This window comes from Streptomyces sp. NPDC046712, assembly GCF_040645695.1.
In the GTDB taxonomy this organism is placed as follows: Bacteria; Actinomycetota; Actinomycetes; order Streptomycetales; family Streptomycetaceae; genus Streptomyces.
In genome coordinates this window covers 17375-32857 of the sequence record NZ_JBEYYW010000012.1, presented here as the reverse complement: position 1 = coordinate 32857, position 15483 = coordinate 17375, and the positions used below count along the sequence as shown (strand labels likewise).

The window sequence follows — 15483 nt, the reverse complement described above, 5'->3', positions numbered from 1 at the left end:
CGGGGCGGTGACGCCCCATCGGACGATGCCTTCGGCGTCGCCCTCGTGGGGCCGGCGGCCGTACGTGGGCAGCGCCCGGGCGAGCCGGCCGGTCCGACATCAGGGACGGTCTCCCCAGTCACGAACGGAACGCGTGCACCCGCAAGGATGAGCGCCGCCGGGGCATCGGCTCCGCCTACGGCCCAGGCACCGCCGGTCGGCGGACAGTGATCGCAGCATTCGTCGACCACTCCGAGCAGGGAGCCAGATGCGCCATCACCTGGTCCTTCGATGCCGCCGGGCGCCGGCCGCCCTGGTACTGGCGGCGACCGGCGTGCTGTGCCTGCCGGGCCCCACCCCCTCCACGGCAGCCGCCGACCACATGCCGGTCGGTTCCTCGGCCGCGCGGTCCCCGGGCTCGGCATCCGCAGGCCCGGCGTCCTCGGCCTCGGCATCCGCGGGCTCGGCATCCGCAGTCTCGGCGTCGTCGGCCTCGGCATCCGCGGGCAGGCCCGCCTTCGACCCGGCGCCCGCCCGGGCGAGTCTGGAGCGTCTGCTGGGCCCCCGGGCCGCGCAGTTCAGCCTGGTCCCGGTCGAGGAGCCCACCTCCGGCGCCTCCTTCTCCCTATCCGGCACGGCGGGGGCGATCCAGGTGCGGGGCACCTCGCCGGGCACCCTGCTCACCGGAGTGGGCTGGTATCTGAAGCGGGTCGCCGGGGTCGACATCGGCTGGCCCGGCGACAGCCTCGACCGGCTGCCCGCCACCCTCCCCGCCGTCCCCGGCACCCTCACCCGGTCGGCGACCGTGCCCCACCGTTACGCCCTCAACGACACCGACGAGGGCTACACCGGCGCCTACCGCGACTTCGCCTCGTACCGGCACGAGATCGACCTGATGGCGCTGCACGGCGTGAACGAGGTCTTCGTGCCGACGGGGGCCGAGTACCCGTACTACCGGGCCCTCCAGGAGTTCGGCTACGACGCGGAAGAGTTGCGCCGCTGGATCCCGGGCCCGGCCCATCAGGGCTGGTGGCTGCTCCAGAACATCTCGGGCTTCGCGGGGCCGGTCTCCGAGCAGCTGATCGAGGCCCGCGCGGCACTGGGGAGCCGGATCGCGGGGCACCTGCGCTCGCTGGGGATGACACCCGTGCTGCCCGGCTTCTTCGGCACGGTGCCGCCGGACTTCGCCGCCCGGAACCCGGGCGCCGTCACGGTTCCGCAGGGCAGGTGGGTGGGGTTCGACCGGCCCGACTGGCTGGATCCGACCGGGCCGGTCTTCGACCGGCTGGCCGCCGCCTACTACCGGGTCCAGGAGCGCCGGTTCGGTGAGACCGACATGTTCAAGATGGACCTGCTGCACGAGGGCGGCACCCCGGGACCGGTCGATGTCGCGGGGGCGGCCGGGGCAGTCCAACGGACCCTGGAGTCCGCGCATCCCGGCGCCACCTGGGTCATGCTCGGCTGGCAGCGAAACCCGACCGCGACGCTCCTGAGCGGCGTGGACCGCAGCCGGGTCCTGATCGTGGACGGTCTCTCCGACCGCCACGACAGCCTCGACCGCGAGACGCAGTGGGGCGGTACACCCTACGCCTTCGGCTCGATCGCCAACTTCGGCGGACACACCAGCCTGGGCGCCAACACCGGCGTGTGGACGAGCCGCTTCCACGCGTGGCTGGCCAAGCCCGGCAGCGCGCTGCGCGGCATCGCCCACCTCCCGGAGGGCACCGGAGGGAACCCCGCCGCGTTCGACCTGTTCACCGAACTCGCCTGGCAGCCGGACCCGATCGACCAGCGGGCCTGGTTCGCCGCCTACGCGGCCCGGCGATACGGCGGGCCCGACCCGCACGCGGCCGCCGCGTGGGAGCAGCTGCGGCTCGGCCCGTACAGCACTCCTTCCGGTACGTGGAGCGAGCCGCAGGACAGCCTCTTCGCCGCGCGGCCGAGCCTGACGGCGGCCAGGGCCGCGCGCTGGAGTCCGACCGCCATGCGCTACGACGCGGCCGCCGTCGAACGCGCGCTCGCCGAGCTCCTCCAGGTGGCTCCTGAGCTCCGCACCACCGACGCGTACCGCTTCGACCTGGTGGACGTGGCACGGCAGGCGCTCACCAACCGCGGGCGCGTCCTGCTGCCGCGCATCAGGGCCGCGTACGAGGCCAAGGATCTGGCGGGCTTCCGGGCGCTGGTGCGCGAGTGGAACGCCGACATGGAGCTGCTCGGACGGCTGGTCGGCTCCGACCGGCGTTTCCTGCTCGGTCCCTGGCTCGCCGACGCCCGCTCCTGGGGAGCCGACCCCGCCGAGCGCGACCGGCTGGAATACGACGCCCGCTCGATCCTGACCACCTGGGGCGACCGGGGACCCAGTGAGGCGGGCGGCCTGCACGACTATGCCAACCGTGAATGGGCCGGGCTGGTCAAGGACGTCTACGCACCGCGCTGGGCCGCGTACTTCGCGAGTCTGGACAGCGCGCTGGTGAACGGCAAGGATCCGGTCGCCATCGACTGGTTCGCGCGGGACGACGCCTGGGCACGCGGTCACGAGCCCTACCCGACGGCTCCGTCGGGTGACCCGGTCGCCCTGGCGGGCGAGGTACGGGAAGTCCTGGCGATCTCGTCCACTGCTGAACGATTCGGGGCGCTCGCGCGTACTGACTCCTGACAGGGCGATCGTCTCGACGCGACAGAGGAAGACGAAGGGGAGCACATGAGTGGAGTGGCACGCCGGACGGTGGTCTCGGCGGCGGGTGGCGCGGGCCTGGTGGCCGTACTCACCGCCTGCGGCAGCGGCTCGGACGGCACGGCGGGCGGCGGCGCGGCGGGGGACGCCCCGAAGGAGGCGGGCGGGCCCCTGGCGAAGACCGCGGACATCCCGGTGGGTGGCGGCAAGGTGCTGGCCGACCAGGGGGTGGTGATCACGCAGCCTGCGGCGGGTGAGTTCAAGGCGTTCTCGTCCAAGTGCACCCATCAGGGCTGTGCCGTCAGCAAGGTCGCCGACGGGGTCATCACGTGCCCGTGCCACCAGAGCCTCTTCGACGCCTCGGACGGCAGCGTGAAGGGCGGCCCCGCCACCGCTCCGCTGCCGCCGACCCCGATCAAGGTCGACGGGGACTCGATCACGCTCGCGTGACGCGCCGCGGGCTCTTCCAGCAGCCCAGTACCTCCTCGGTGGTGGCGATGGTGGAGACGAGCGCGAGCGTGTGACGGATCATCGCGGGGGTGTAGTCGGCCGGCACCCCCGCGATGGCGTCGCTGGGCACGACCACGGTGTAGCCGAGGTTGACCGCGTCGAAGACGGCGTTGGGAACGGCGACGTTGGCGGAGACGCCGGTGACGACGAGCGTGCGGCAACCGAGGTTGCGCAGCAGCGGGTCGACGTCGGTCCCGGCGAGGGGCGAGAGGCCGTGCAGGCGCCGCACCACCAGGTCCTGGTCCGCGACCTCGATGGGGTCGGCGATCCGTACCGCCGTGCTGCCGCTGTGCTGCTGCACGGGGAGCCGGGCGGCGGCCCGGAACAACCGGGCGTTGCTGTTGGCGCCGCGGCCGTCCGGTCGACGCTCGGCGACCGCGTGCAGCACCTGCACATCGGCCTCGTGCGCGGCCGCGACCAGCCGGGCGACGTTCTGCAGGGCGCCCGACGAGCGGGCGGCGGCGGCGAGTTCCGGCAGCGCGCTGTTCCGGCCCACGACGCCCTGCTGGCACTCGACGGTGAGCAGGACCGTGCCGGCCGGGTCGAGCTGCTCCTGGAGCTGTGCCCACTGATGTGCGCTGGTCATGGTCCCCCCTGGCTTCGTCCTCCGGGCGGGCGAGGTTAACCACCCTTGCTCCAGGAGGGAAGAGCCCCCATGATTTCTGACACTTCATCAGAATCGTAGAAGGGGGCGGCCGATGACCGTCGCACAGCGCCGCGGACGCCGGATCATGATGACCCCGGCCGAGCTGGACACCTTCCTGACCGAGCAGCGCACCTGCCGGGTGGCGACCGTCTCGGCCGACGGCCGCCCGCATGTCGGCGCGCTCTGGTTCGTCTGGGACGGGACCTCGCTCTGGCTCTACTCGATCACCCGGAGCCGCCGTTGGGCGGAGCTGCGCGCCAACCCCAGGATCGCGGTGGTCGTGGACGACGGCGAGGAGTACGGGGAGCTGCGCGGCGCCGAGCTGTCGGGCACGGTGGTCTTCGTCGGCGAAGCCCCGCGCACCGGCGAGCCCTGCCCCGAACTCGACGACCCCGAACGGCTCTTCGCCGCGAAGAACTTCGGCCTGGACACGATGCCGCACGACGGCCGGCACGCCTGGTTGAAGCTGACACCGGACGCCGTGGTCTCCTGGGACTTCCGCAAGCTGGCAACCCTCTGAGCACCCGGGCCCGCGCCCGGTACCACCCGGTGCGCGCCCACCCGCGTGCGGCCCAGCCCGTCAGATGCCCAGCGGCTCCCCCACGCTCTGGAGCGCCTCGACCGCCGCCCGGATCGACGGCCGCCGGTCGGCGTCGGTGCGCCAGGTCGCGTAGATGTGCCGGCGCATCCTCTGCCGGACCGGGGCGAACGCGATCCCGTCCGGGGTCGGGCCGCGGCCGAGCCGTGGCGTCACGCACACGCCGAAGCCCGCGGCGACCAGAGCGAGCTGAGTGTGGTGCTCCCCCGCGAGATGGGCGATGCGCGGCTCGATGCCCTCCGAGCGCAGGGTGAACATGAGCCAGTCGTGACAGAACTCGCCCTCCGGCCAGGAGACCCACTCCTCGTCGCCGAAGTCCACGAGGTCCACCTCACCGCGCGCGGCGAGAGGGTGGTCGGCCGGCATGGCGACGTCCGCGGCGTCGTCGAGGAGATGGGCCCGCTCGAGTCCGCCGGGCACCGGCGCCCGCTTGTTGCTCCAGTCGAGGACGATCGCGAGGTCGGCGTCCCCACGCAGCACCTCGCGGATGCCCTGCTCCGGCTCCAGCTCGGTGGTCCTCACCCGCAGATCGGGATGGGCGGTGCGCAGTGCGCCGAGGGCGCCGGGCAGCAGTCCGCGCGCGGCCGTGGGGAAGGCCGCGATCCGGACCTCGCCCACGACCTGTCCGCGCTGCGCCTCGATGTCCGCCTGGGCGATCTCGACCTGGGAGAGGATGCGCGCGGCATGCTGCGCGAGCAGCAGTCCGGCGTCGGTGAGCCGCACGCCCCGGCCGTTCTTGGCGAGCAGCTGCTGGCCGATCTCCCGCTCCAGCTTGGACAGCTGCTGCGAGACGGCCGAGGTGGTGACGTGCAGTCCGTCGGCGGCTCCGCTGACCGAGCCGTGCCGTGCGACGGCGTCCAGGGTCCGCAGGCGCTCCAGATTCAACATGTAAGCAATGCTAAGGCAACGGCTTCATTTAATCTCGCTTGTTCTACGAGATGGCAGCCGCCACTCTGGATCCCATGATGGTCGACTGGCGGATCCGCTTCGGTGTGCTGGCCCTTGTCTGGGGCTTCAGCTTCCTCTTCATCAAGGTCGGTACGGAAGGGTTCGCACCGTTCCAGGTGACCTTCGGCCGCCTGCTGTTCGGTACGGCGGTGCTGGCCGTCGCCATGGCCGTCAAGCGTGCGCGGCTGCCGCGCGGCCGCCGGACCTGGCTGCACCTCACGGTCGCCGCGTTCCTGCTCAACGCCCTGCCGTTCTCGCTGTTCTCGTACGCCGAGCTGACGATCCCCTCGACACTGGCGGGCATCTGCAACGCCACGACGCCGCTGTGGGGCATGGTCCTCTCACTGGTCGCGCTCTCCGAGGACCGCCCGACGCGGGTGCGTGCGGCGGGTCTGGGCATCGGATTCATCGGCGTGCTGACGGTGCTCGGCGCCTGGCAGGGCTTCTCCGGGCTCGACGTCACCGGCACGATGATGGCGCTGCTCGCCTCCTTCAGCTACGGGGTGGGCTGGATCTACGTGCGCCGCACACTGACCGGCACGGGCGCGTCGAACCTCTCGCTCGCCGGCTCCCAGGTGGGCCTGGCGACGCTCCAACTGGCGGTGGTGACGCCCCTGTTCACCTCGCTCCCGTCGTCGATCGAGATCGTTCCGCTGCTCGCGGTGATCGCCCTGGGGGCGCTGGGCACAGGCTTCGCGATGCTGCTGCAGTACGGAGTGGTCGCCGAGGTCGGCCCGACGACGGCCGCCATGGTCACGTACTTCATCCCGGTCATCGCCACGGCGGCGGGCGTCGCCCTCCTGGACGAGCAGCTCACCTGGAACACCCCGGTCGGCGCCGTCATCGTGCTCGCGGGCGCGGCGCTCACCCAGACCCGAGGGCCGCGTTCGGCGACGGGAGCCGTCCGCGCCTCCGGTTCCCCGGACAAGGCCGCCGCGCCCCAGCCGGCGACCCCGGCCACCCCGGCGTCCCGCCACTCGTAGGGCACCACCCTCCGCCGTCGACCCGGCGCCCTGGACCACCCCGATTCCGCCCCCTTCCCCACCTGGGACGGGGGCCTTCAGCCGTAACTGCGCGCCGTCGCCGGTCCCGCCGCCCCCGCGACCGCCTCGGCCAGGGCCTCCACGTCGGCGGCGGTCAGACCCGAGACGGTCAGCCGCACCGCAGGCCCCGCGTCCAGCCGGAACCGGGCGCCGGGGGCCACCGCCCAGCCCGCGCCGAGCAGCCGGGCCACCGCGCCCGTCTCGTCGGAGACCGGCACCCATACGTTCATCCCGCTGCGCCCGTGCGCCTCGACGCCCCGCCGCCGCAACGCGCGTACGAGCCCGTCGCGCCGTTCGGCGTAGGCGCCCGCGACGGCCGCCGCGTCCACCGCCCCCGTCGCCCACAGATGAGCCACCGCACGCTGGAGCAGCCTGCTGACCCAGCCGGGGCCGAGCCGCTGCCGGCCGAGGACCCGGTCGACGGTCTCGGCGTCGCCGGTGAACGCGGCGATCCGCAGATCCGGCCCGTACGCCTTGGCGACCGAGCGCACGAAGGCCCAGTGGCGGGTCACCCCGGCCAGCGGGTGCAGCGGCAGGTCGACGATGCCGTGGCCGTGGTCGTCCTCCACGAGCAGCACGTCCGGATGGTCGGCGAGGATCCGGCGCAAGGCGTCGGCGCGGGCCGCCCCGACAGCCGCCCCGGTCGGGTTCTGCGCGCGGTCGGTGACGATCACCGCCCGTGCGCCGTCCCGCAGTGCGCGTGCCACGGCCTCCGGCAGCGGCCCCTCGTCGTCGACCGCGACCGGCACCGGCCGCAGTCCGAGCGCCGGCACGAGGTCGAGCAGACTCCCCCACCCCGGGTCCTCGACGGCGACCGCGTCTCCCGCCCTGAGGTGGACGGCCAGGACCCGTTCGATGGCGTCCAGCGACCCCGAGGCGACCGCGACCGGCCCGTCGGGGACCCCGTCGGCGTCCAGCGCGGCGCGAGCGAGCCGGGCGAACTCCTCGTCGACGGGTGCCTCCGCGTACATCCCGGGCCGCTCGGCCTCCCGCCGCGCGGCCTCGGCGAGCGCCGGGCCCAGCGGGGGCAGCAGGGCCGGGTCCGGATTGCCCTTGCCCACGTCCCGTACGCCGGCCGGGGCCTCCACCCGGATCGACCCACGGGCCGTCGTCGCGGGCCTCGGTCGCACACGGCTGCCGCGCCGCCCGTCCGTCTCGATGACCCCGCGCTCCCGCAGGGTCCGGTACGCGGCCGCGACCGTATTCGGGTTCACGCCCAGCGTGAGCGCCAACTCCCGCATCGGCGGGAGCAGTTGCCCAGGCCCCAGCTCACCTGCGGCGACCCCGCGCTCCACGCTCGCGGCAATCTCCGATGCGCGGCGCCCTGCGATCCGATACTCTCCTAGCACAAAGCAGATTATGCACTAGTGCAATGGAGAGCGCAATGACGGATTCCTACGAGCCGACCGAGCGGACCATCCCCACCCGTTCCCGTGACCGCGCCTCGTACGACCGCGCGTTGGTGCACTCGATACTCGACGAGGCGTACGTCTGCCATCTCGGCTTCGTCCGCGAGGGGGCGCCGGTCGTGCTGCCGACGCTCTACGGCCGGATCGGCGACCGTCTCTACGTCCACGGCTCCACCGGCTCGCGCCCCCTGCGCATGGCGGGCAAGGGCGAGGAGGCCCCGGGGCTGCCGGTCTGCCTGACCGTGACCCATGTCGACGGCCTCGTCCTGGCCCGGTCCGCCTTCCACCACTCGATCAACTACCGCTCGGTCGTGGTCCACGGCACCGCCCACCAGGTCACCGACCCCGAGGAACTGCGCACCGCCCTCGACGCCCTGGTCGACCACGTCGTCCCGGGCCGCTCCGACGACTCCCGCCCGGCCAACGCCAAGGAGCTCGCGGCCACCGCCGTCCTGCGCCTCGACCTCGACGAGGTCTCCGCCAAGGTCCGCACCGGCGGCCCCAACGACGAGCCGGAGGACGCGGCCCTCCCCCACTGGAGCGGTGTGATCCCGGTCCAGAAGACCTACGGAACGCCGATCCCGGCCGACGACCACGACCCGGCCATCGCCCTGCCCGACTACCTCTCCGCCGTCTGAGGGCCGCGCCATGCTGATCCACCCCTGGGACGCCGCCCGCGACACCGACGAGTGGCGCGACTGGCTGGCCCGCCACGACTTCGGGCAGCTCGCCGTCAACGGACTGTCCGGCGAGCCGCCGTGGGTGCAGCCGATGCACTTCCGGTACGACTCCGAGCCCGGCCCCTACGGTCAGGTGCTGGCCCATCTCGCCCGGCCCAACCCGCTGTGGCGGGCCCTGGAGGAGAACCCCACGGTCCTGCTCAGCGTGGTCGACGACTACGCGTTCGTCCCCGGCCCGTGGGCGGCCCCCGAGGGGGCCCCGCCCGAGCACGGAACCCCCACGTCCTTCTACGCCGCGGTCCAGCTGCGCTGCACGGCGCATGTGGTCGACGACCCGGCGGAGAAGGCCGAGTTGCTGAACCGCCAGGTCGCCCACTTCCAGCCGGAGGGCGGCACCGCCCCCGTCACGGCCGACGAAGCTCCCTTCCCCCGACTCCTGCCGGGCCTGCGGGTCCTGCGCCTCGACGTGACGGACGTCCGCGCCAAGTTCAAGTACGCGAACCACAAGCCGGAACAGGTCCAGACCCGCATCGCGGAGGGCCTGACAACCCGCGCCTCCCGCGGCGACCACGAGGCAGCAGCCCACCAACGCCGCCGCCGCGCGTAGGGCGTCGCGGCCAGACCGCCCCCCTGGGGGGTTGTGGGCATACGCTCCGCAGGGCCGGACGGGCGGGCACACCGCCCCCCTGGGGGTTGTGGGCATACGTTCCGCCGGGGCGGAACGGGTGGGCACAACCCCCACCGGCCCGCACCCGGCCGACTACGCCACGGCCTCCCGCCGCCGCGCCGTCGCCGCCCGCGCCTCGGCGAGGGCCAGCCCGGTCACCGCGGTGAGCAACAGCAGCGTGCCCCCGACCGTCGCCGCCGTGAGCTCCTCCCCCAGCACCCCCACCGCGATCACCGCCGCACTCACCGGCTCCAGCAGCATGATCACGGACACCGTCGCCGCCCTCACGACCGCCGCCCCCGCGAAGTAGAGCGCGTACGCAAGCGCCGTCGGCACCGCCGCCACGAACACCAGCAGCCCGAGCACCTGCACGGGCTGCTCGGTGTGCGGGAACAGCCCCTCGACGGCGGCCATCGGCAGCAGCCCCACCGCGCCGATCGCGAAGGCCCAGGTCGTCGTCGACAGCGCGTCCGAGCCCCCGCCGTCCCGCCCCAGCCACCGGGTGAGCAGCGTGATGGCCGCGTACCCGGCCGCCGAGAGCACCGCGAGGGCCACGCCCAGCGGCCTGACCTCTCCGCTCCCGCCGTTCACGACACCGCCCAGGACGAGGACGACGAGTCCCGCGAGCGCCCCGGCCACGGCCGCCACGCCGCCTCGGCCGAGCCGTTCGCCCATGGCGAGCCGGGCGCCGAGCGCGATCAGTACGGGCCCCGCGCCCAGCGTGACGACGGTGCCGACCGCCAGCCCGGTCGCCTCGACGGCGGCGAAGTAGGCGCTCTGGAAGAAGGTCAGCCCGATTCCCGTGCCGAGGATGCGGGTGAGCCGCCGCCGGCGCGGCTCCGCCACCTCGGGCCGGTCGCAGGCCGCGGTTCGCCCGGGCCGCAGGGCCAGCGCCCCGAGCAGCAGTACGAGGCCGCCGACGCAGCGCCAGAAGGACAGGGCCAGCGGCCCCATGTCGCTGACTCGGAACATCAGCGAGGCAGCGGCCCCGGCCGTGCCCCAGGCAATGCCGGCGACGATCAGATAGAGGAGGCTCCGCCCGACGGCAGGCATGGCTGCCGCGGACGCGGAGGAGGAGTTCGACACGTGCTTCTCCGTGTGAAGACGGGGTGGTGTGGTCGCTCGAATCCGCACGCGGGCAGCGACGAACCGCTCGGGGACTGCCCGAGCCCGGTCTTCGTCAGGGAGAGTGCCGCCCGCGCCTAGGCGGCGGGAGGCGGAAGCACGGTCGAATGCATGATCGGCACCTTACGGGGCGGTCCGGCCGGCCGACAACTCGGCTTCGCGGGCACTCGACTCGGACCCGGCCACCGGCTCCGTCGAGGCCGGCTTCGGCGTCGACGACTGGGCGATGAACGCGCCGACGAGCACGACCGCGCCGCCGATGATCTGCGGTGCGGCCAGGTGCTCACCGAGCAGCACCCAGGCCAGTACGGTCGCGATCACGGCTTCCAGGCAGGCGACGACACCGGCCACCTGCGGGGAGAGCCTGCGCACCGAGACGATCCCGGTGACGTAGGCGAGGACCGTGGCGATCAGCACGATCCAGCCCAGGAGCAGCCAGGCGGCCACGCCGGTGCCGTTCATGTCCGCGTTGCCGCCGAGCACGGACCAGTCCATGCCCCACGGCCGGGCTACGACGGTGAGCACGAGCGCGCCGATGAGCAGTCCGTACGCGATGACGCCCAGCGGGTCGACCGGATCGGACTCGTCGCCGCCGTGGTCGGAGAGGACGAAGTAACCGACCTGGCAGCAGGCGGCGCCGAGCGCGAGCAGCAGGCCGAGCAGGTCGAAGCTGAGCCCCGACCAGACCTGCACCACGCACGCCAGGCCGCCGACGGCGAGGACGACACCGAGTGCGGCGGCGCGGGTGACCGGCCGCCGCTGGACGAAGCGGACCCAGCCGAGGACGAGGGCGGGGGCGAGGTACTCGATGAGCAGCGCGACCCCGACGGGGATCCGGGAGATCGAGGCGAAGTAGCAGGCCTGGACGCCCGCGACGGCGAGGAGTCCGAAGCCGGCGAGCAGCGCCGGCCTGCGGCGCAGCAGGTCGCGGTGGCGCCAGGCCACCGGCAGCATGACGAGCGCGGCGCCGGCCACGCGGAGCCACACCACATGGAGCGGGTCGAGTCCCGCCTCGATGAGCGGCTTCGCCGCCACACCTGAACCACCGAATGCGAAGGCCGAGGCCAGGGCGAGTCCCAGGCCGGCGCTTCTCCCCTGAGACGCGTGCATCGGGCCATCATGACAGGACGGCGTCAGGTGCGTAACCCCCGTTACACCTGTTGAGACAGCTCCCCGATCCGGCCCGCCAGCACGAGGGGATCGACCCCTGCGCGGCCGAGCACTTCGACGGCCCGGCACTCCGGATCGGCGGCGATCACGGCCAGCAGATCGAGGCCGCCCGCGCGGGGATCGCCGCGCAGCGCGGCCCGCTCCCAGGCTCGGCCCATCGCGGCGGCCGCGGCGGGCGACCAGCCGTCCGCCGCCGGATCGGCCTCCCGTACGACATCCAGGGTGCCGGAGCCCTCGACGGAGCCCTGCCAGCGCAGGCCGTAGCCGATGGAGCGCTGGACGAGGTAGCCGAGCACGCGCGCGAGCTGCGCCCGGCCCTCGAAGGCGGCGCCGACCTCGGGATCGGATTCGATAAGCGAGTGGAGCAGATGGGCGGTGTCGATCTGCCGGTCCCCGTCGCGCAGCGCCCTGCGGCGCGCGCTCGCCACGACCGTCGCGAGTTCGGCGGTGAGGCGGCCGAGATGGATTTCCGGGCGGCGGGCCACGGGCTGCCGGGGCACGCGAGGGACGGGACTATGCACGCTTCCACCTCATCAGCCTCGGACGGCCGGAACATCCCCGCCGAGGAGCATGTACGCATCCCACCGGAGTTGGGCACGGACGAGCGGTTCCTCCTCCCTGCGGAGGAGATTTCAGGCGTTCTCCCTCCGGGGGCGCGCGCCGCCTTGCTTTACGCCCCGAATGCAACCACGGCGCCCTCCCGTTTCGTCCCCAGAGTATGTTCTGGATGGTCGCCCTGCTCGCACTTGACGGGCGGCAGTACGTCTACCGCGTGTACGCACCGCGGGAAGCGCTGCCGGCCGACCTCTTCTGGGCCGCGTTCCACTGCCACGACGAGGGCGGCGGACCGCGGGCCTCCGACTGGTTCGACTCCGCGCAGATGTGGTGGACGGGCGATGTCGAAGAACTGACGGTTCATCAGTATTGAATGTTGACGGGCGCCCGGCTACGTTCCGTCGACACCGAAGACCGACGAGAACACGCGAACCCGTGAAGGGGTGGTCGTATGGCCGAAGTCAGCGCGGAGGCACGGATCGAGGCGCCGGCCGAGAAGGTCTGGGCGCAGCTGACCGACTTCACCTCGTACGGCGAGTGGAACGCCACCCACACCAGCTTCCCGAACGGCGGTCCAGCCGCACTGGAGACGGGCGCCACCTTCGCGGAGAACATGAAGCTGATGGGCTTCCCCGCCGAGGTGACCTGGACGGTCGAGGAGCTGGAGACCGCCCGGGTACTGGCCATCCGGGGCAAGGGCCCGATGGGGGTCAACGTCGGCACGCGCTACTCGCTCGCGGCGGAGGGCGACGCCACCACGGTCCGCATCGACGGCGAGTTCACCGGCGCGGCGGTCTCCCTGATGGCGGGCAAGCTGAAGGACTCGGCCACCGCGGCGCTGAACGAGTCCCTGCGGAAGCTGGCCGGCCTGGTGACCTGACCACGGACCTCACCGGTGACCTGACCACGGACTCGCGAGACAGAAAGGAGGGGCCCCACGGCGCTGCGCCGTGGGGCCCCTCCCGCTGCCCGGTCGGCTCAGTGCTCGTCGGCCAGGATCAGGTACAGCTTCTTACGGGCCTCGTTGATGACCTCGACGGCCTTCTGCCGCTGCTCGGTGCTGCCGGTCTTCCAGACCTGTCCGAAGGCCTCCATCAGACCGAAGCCGGCCTGCCGGATCTCGTTCACGGCCTCCCAGTCGACACCGCGCCCGGCCTCCACCCAGGGGGCCTCCGGCCCCGACTCGACCTCGGCGCGGCCGGCGTCGGTGAGCGTGAACAGCTTCTTGCCGCCCTCGCTCGCGCTGGCGATCAGGCCCTCGTCCTCGAGGAGCTGCAGGGTCGGGTAGACGGAGCCCGGGCTGGGCTTCCACGCCCCGCCGCTGCGCTCGCCGATCTCCTGGATCATCTCGTAACCGTGCATCGGGCGGTCCTTCAGCAGCGCCAGGATCGAGGCGCGCACATCTCCGCGCCGCGCCCGGCCCCGGCCGCCTCCGCGACCACGGCCGCCACCGAAGGGGCCTCCGCCCCACGGTCCGCCTCCGAAGCCCGGCCCGAAGGGCCCGAAGGCGGCACGCCGCCCTTCGAAGTCACCGCGAGGTCCGGGGCCGCACTGTCCGTGCCCGTGGCCATGTCCGTGTTCGTGTCCATGTGAACGCATCGCAACGCTCCTTCCATCGGGGTATACATCGTTGAACTGTCGCGATGCCTCAACGATATATCGGAATACTTCGTTTGCCAACACTCGATCGGTCCAGTCGTCCCGGATTGGCCTTGGCCTGCGGCTTTTCCACCCCGGTACGGTCCGTGACATGCGGATCCGAATCGTCGACGCCTTCACCGACCGCCCCTTCTCCGGCAACCCGGCAGGGGTCCTCCTCCTCGACTCCTTCCCCGACGACCACTGGCTCCAGAAGGTGGCCGCCGAGGTCAACCTCTCCGAGACCGCCTTCGCCCACCCGCTGCCGCCCGGCAGCGAGGCCGACTGGGCCCTGCGCTGGTTCACCCCGGCCACCGAGGTCGACATGTGCGGCCACGCGACGCTCGCCACCGCCCACGTCCTGCACACGACCGGCGCCGCGACCGGGACCGTCCGGTTCGCCGCCCGCTGCGGCATCCTCAGCGCCACCGCCGAGGAGGACGGCACCATCACGATGGACTTCCCGACCTCCACGCTGACTCCCGTGCCGGCCCCCGACGGCCTGGAGAAGGCGCTGGGCGCGGACGTCGTCTCCGTCCACGACACCGCGGCGCACATCGGCGACCTCGTCGTCGAGCTGCGCGACGAGGCCACCGTCCGGTCCCTGGAGCCGGACTTCGCGGCCCTGGTGCACCTCTCCGACCGCGGTGTCATCGTGACCGCCGCGGCCGAACAGCCCGAGCGCGGCTACGACTTCGTCTCCCGCGGCTTCTTCCCGGGCGTCGGCATCGACGAGGACCCGGTCACCGGCAGCGCTCACACCGCGCTCGCCCCGTTCTGGTCCGCGCGCTTCGGCCGCGACGAGCTGACCGGCTTCCAGGGCGGCGCCCGCACCGGCGTCGTCCGCACCCGGCTGCGCGGCGACCGCACCCTGCTGACCGGCCACGCGGTCACCGTCATCGACGGCGAGCTGCGCGCCTGACCGGGGACACACACAAGGACCCCGGACACACAGAAGGGGCGTACGGCCGCCGCCGTACGCCCCTTCCGTCGTTCCGCTCTTCCGTCGTTCAGGCGGTGGGCAGCCAGTCCACCTTCCCGGCCAGCAGCCCGTAGCCGACGAAGGCCACGATGTCGAGGAGTGCGTGCGCCACCACCAGCGGGCCCACCCGGCCCCAGCGGCGGTAGAGGTACACGAAGACGACGCCCATCACGACGTTCCCGACGAAGCCGCCGATGCCCTGGTAGAGGTGGTACGAGCCGCGCAGCAGCGAGCTCGCCAGCAGGGCCGCCATCGGGGACCACCCCAACTGGCCGAGCCGGCGCAGCAGATAGCCGACGACGACGACCTCCTCCAGTACGGAGTTCTGGAGCGCCGACAGAATCAGGACGGGGTACTTCCACCACACGTCCGGCAGCGACTCGGGCACCACGGTCAGGTTGAACCCGGCCCCCCGCGCCGCCAGGTAGAACGCAAGGCCCGCGCTTCCGATCCCGGCCGCGACCAGTGCGCCCCTCCCGAGGTCCGGCCAGGGGCTCGTCCGGTCGAAGCCGATCGCGCGCATACTCGAGCCCTCGCGCAGCAGCAGATGAGCGACGAGCAGGACCGGTACGAGCGCCGTGGCGATGCCGAAGAGCTGCCAGGCCAGATCGAGCCACGGCCGCCCGGGAACGTACGAGCCGTTGAGCGTCGCCGCCTGTTCCTTGAGCCCGCCGGGCTTGGTCAGCGCGCCGAGGAAGCTGATGAGGGACGACAGCGCGCTCGCACCGAGCGAGAGCGCCAGGACGATCAGCGTCTCGGACCGCAGGATCCTGCGCGGCAGGCCGTCGGGGGGAAGAGAATCGGCGACCACTCGTTGATCCGACACCACACCTGTCTCCACTTCCCCATCGCGTTCCGG

17 protein-coding genes are annotated in these 15483 nt (G+C 72.9%); 9 read left to right on the top strand and 8 right to left on the bottom strand.

Going from position 1 to position 15483, the window contains the following annotated elements:
• The first annotated feature begins 247 nt into the window (after positions 1-247).
• Both ABZ939_RS17690 and ABZ939_RS17685 read left to right on the top strand, forming a co-directional pair.
• A complete protein-coding gene (locus tag ABZ939_RS17690; RefSeq protein WP_361855313.1) occupies positions 248-2635 on the top strand; it encodes an alpha-N-acetylglucosaminidase in 2388 nt (795 codons plus the stop codon).
• Between the two features lie 45 nt (positions 2636-2680).
• Positions 2681-3103: a Rieske (2Fe-2S) protein gene (locus ABZ939_RS17685; protein ID WP_361855310.1), complete on the top strand. Its 423-nt coding sequence runs from the start codon at positions 2681-2683 to the stop codon at positions 3101-3103.
• Here ABZ939_RS17685 and ABZ939_RS17680 read toward each other — a convergent pair.
• The gene (locus ABZ939_RS17680; RefSeq protein ID WP_361855307.1) at positions 3090-3749 is read right to left on the bottom strand and encodes a cysteine hydrolase; all 660 of its coding nucleotides are present in this window, start codon (positions 3747-3749) and stop codon (positions 3090-3092) included. The two genes, ABZ939_RS17685 and ABZ939_RS17680, sit on opposite strands and share 14 nt — an antisense overlap.
• A 112-nt stretch (positions 3750-3861) precedes the next feature.
• Between ABZ939_RS17680 and ABZ939_RS17675 the strand changes: the two genes are divergently transcribed.
• A complete protein-coding gene (locus ABZ939_RS17675; protein ID WP_361855304.1) occupies positions 3862-4329 on the top strand; it encodes a pyridoxamine 5'-phosphate oxidase family protein in 468 nt (155 codons plus the stop codon).
• A gap of 60 nt (positions 4330-4389) precedes the next feature.
• Here ABZ939_RS17675 and ABZ939_RS17670 read toward each other — a convergent pair whose 3' ends face one another.
• Positions 4390-5295, bottom strand: a complete 906-nt coding sequence (locus tag ABZ939_RS17670) for a LysR family transcriptional regulator (RefSeq protein WP_361855302.1) — start codon at positions 5293-5295, stop codon at positions 4390-4392.
• A gap of 50 nt (positions 5296-5345) precedes the next feature.
• Here ABZ939_RS17670 and ABZ939_RS17665 point away from each other — a divergent pair, with 50 nt between their 5' ends.
• Positions 5346-6338 (top strand): DMT family transporter, encoded by a 993-nt coding sequence (locus ABZ939_RS17665; protein ID WP_361855299.1) that lies wholly within the window; start codon positions 5346-5348, stop codon positions 6336-6338.
• Between the two features lie 77 nt (positions 6339-6415).
• On the opposite strand, the gene ABZ939_RS17660 is transcribed toward ABZ939_RS17665, so the two are convergent.
• Positions 6416-7747, bottom strand: a complete 1332-nt coding sequence (locus tag ABZ939_RS17660) for an aminotransferase class I/II-fold pyridoxal phosphate-dependent enzyme (protein WP_361855296.1) — start codon at positions 7745-7747, stop codon at positions 6416-6418.
• A gap of 35 nt (positions 7748-7782) precedes the next feature.
• Here ABZ939_RS17660 and ABZ939_RS17655 point away from each other — a divergent pair, with 35 nt between their 5' ends.
• Both ABZ939_RS17655 and ABZ939_RS17650 read left to right on the top strand, forming a co-directional pair.
• Positions 7783-8445 carry a pyridoxamine 5'-phosphate oxidase family protein gene (locus ABZ939_RS17655; RefSeq protein WP_361855293.1) on the top strand — a complete coding sequence of 221 codons (663 nt, stop codon included), beginning with the start codon at positions 7783-7785 and terminating at the stop codon, positions 8443-8445.
• A gap of 10 nt (positions 8446-8455) precedes the next feature.
• On the top strand, positions 8456-9094 hold the full coding sequence (locus tag ABZ939_RS17650; protein WP_361855290.1) for an FMN-binding negative transcriptional regulator: 639 nt from the start codon (positions 8456-8458) through the stop codon (positions 9092-9094).
• 153 nt (positions 9095-9247) lie between these two features.
• Here ABZ939_RS17650 and ABZ939_RS17645 read toward each other — a convergent pair whose 3' ends face one another.
• The 3 genes from ABZ939_RS17645 to ABZ939_RS17635 all read right to left on the bottom strand — a co-directional run bounded on the left by ABZ939_RS17645 (position 9248) and on the right by ABZ939_RS17635 (position 11949).
• Positions 9248-10207, bottom strand: coding sequence for a DMT family transporter (locus ABZ939_RS17645; RefSeq protein ID WP_361855635.1), 960 nt, complete (start codon positions 10205-10207; stop codon positions 9248-9250).
• A gap of 195 nt (positions 10208-10402) precedes the next feature.
• Positions 10403-11389 carry an EamA family transporter gene (locus tag ABZ939_RS17640; RefSeq protein WP_361855287.1) on the bottom strand — a complete coding sequence of 329 codons (987 nt, stop codon included), beginning with the start codon at positions 11387-11389 and terminating at the stop codon, positions 10403-10405.
• 41 nt (positions 11390-11430) lie between these two features.
• Positions 11431-11949 carry a Clp protease N-terminal domain-containing protein gene (locus tag ABZ939_RS17635; RefSeq protein ID WP_361855284.1) on the bottom strand — a complete coding sequence of 173 codons (519 nt, stop codon included), beginning with the start codon at positions 11947-11949 and terminating at the stop codon, positions 11431-11433.
• Between the two features lie 218 nt (positions 11950-12167).
• Between ABZ939_RS17635 and ABZ939_RS17630 the strand changes: the two genes are divergently transcribed.
• The gene (locus ABZ939_RS17630) at positions 12168-12377 is read left to right on the top strand and encodes a hypothetical protein (RefSeq protein ID WP_361855281.1); all 210 of its coding nucleotides are present in this window, start codon (positions 12168-12170) and stop codon (positions 12375-12377) included.
• A 78-nt stretch (positions 12378-12455) separates the two neighbouring features.
• Positions 12456-12884 (top strand): SRPBCC family protein, encoded by a 429-nt coding sequence (locus ABZ939_RS17625; RefSeq protein ID WP_361855278.1) that lies wholly within the window; start codon positions 12456-12458, stop codon positions 12882-12884.
• Between the two features lie 98 nt (positions 12885-12982).
• Here ABZ939_RS17625 and ABZ939_RS17620 read toward each other — a convergent pair whose 3' ends face one another.
• Positions 12983-13603: a PadR family transcriptional regulator gene (locus tag ABZ939_RS17620; RefSeq protein ID WP_361855276.1), complete on the bottom strand. Its 621-nt coding sequence runs from the start codon at positions 13601-13603 to the stop codon at positions 12983-12985.
• A gap of 151 nt (positions 13604-13754) precedes the next feature.
• Between ABZ939_RS17620 and ABZ939_RS17615 the strand changes: the two genes are divergently transcribed.
• Positions 13755-14564, top strand: a complete 810-nt coding sequence (locus ABZ939_RS17615) for a PhzF family phenazine biosynthesis protein (protein ID WP_361855273.1) — start codon at positions 13755-13757, stop codon at positions 14562-14564.
• A gap of 88 nt (positions 14565-14652) precedes the next feature.
• Here ABZ939_RS17615 and ABZ939_RS17610 read toward each other — a convergent pair whose 3' ends face one another.
• Positions 14653-15450, bottom strand: a complete 798-nt coding sequence (locus tag ABZ939_RS17610) for a type II CAAX endopeptidase family protein (protein WP_361855270.1) — start codon at positions 15448-15450, stop codon at positions 14653-14655.
• Positions 15451-15483 lie beyond the last annotated feature (33 nt).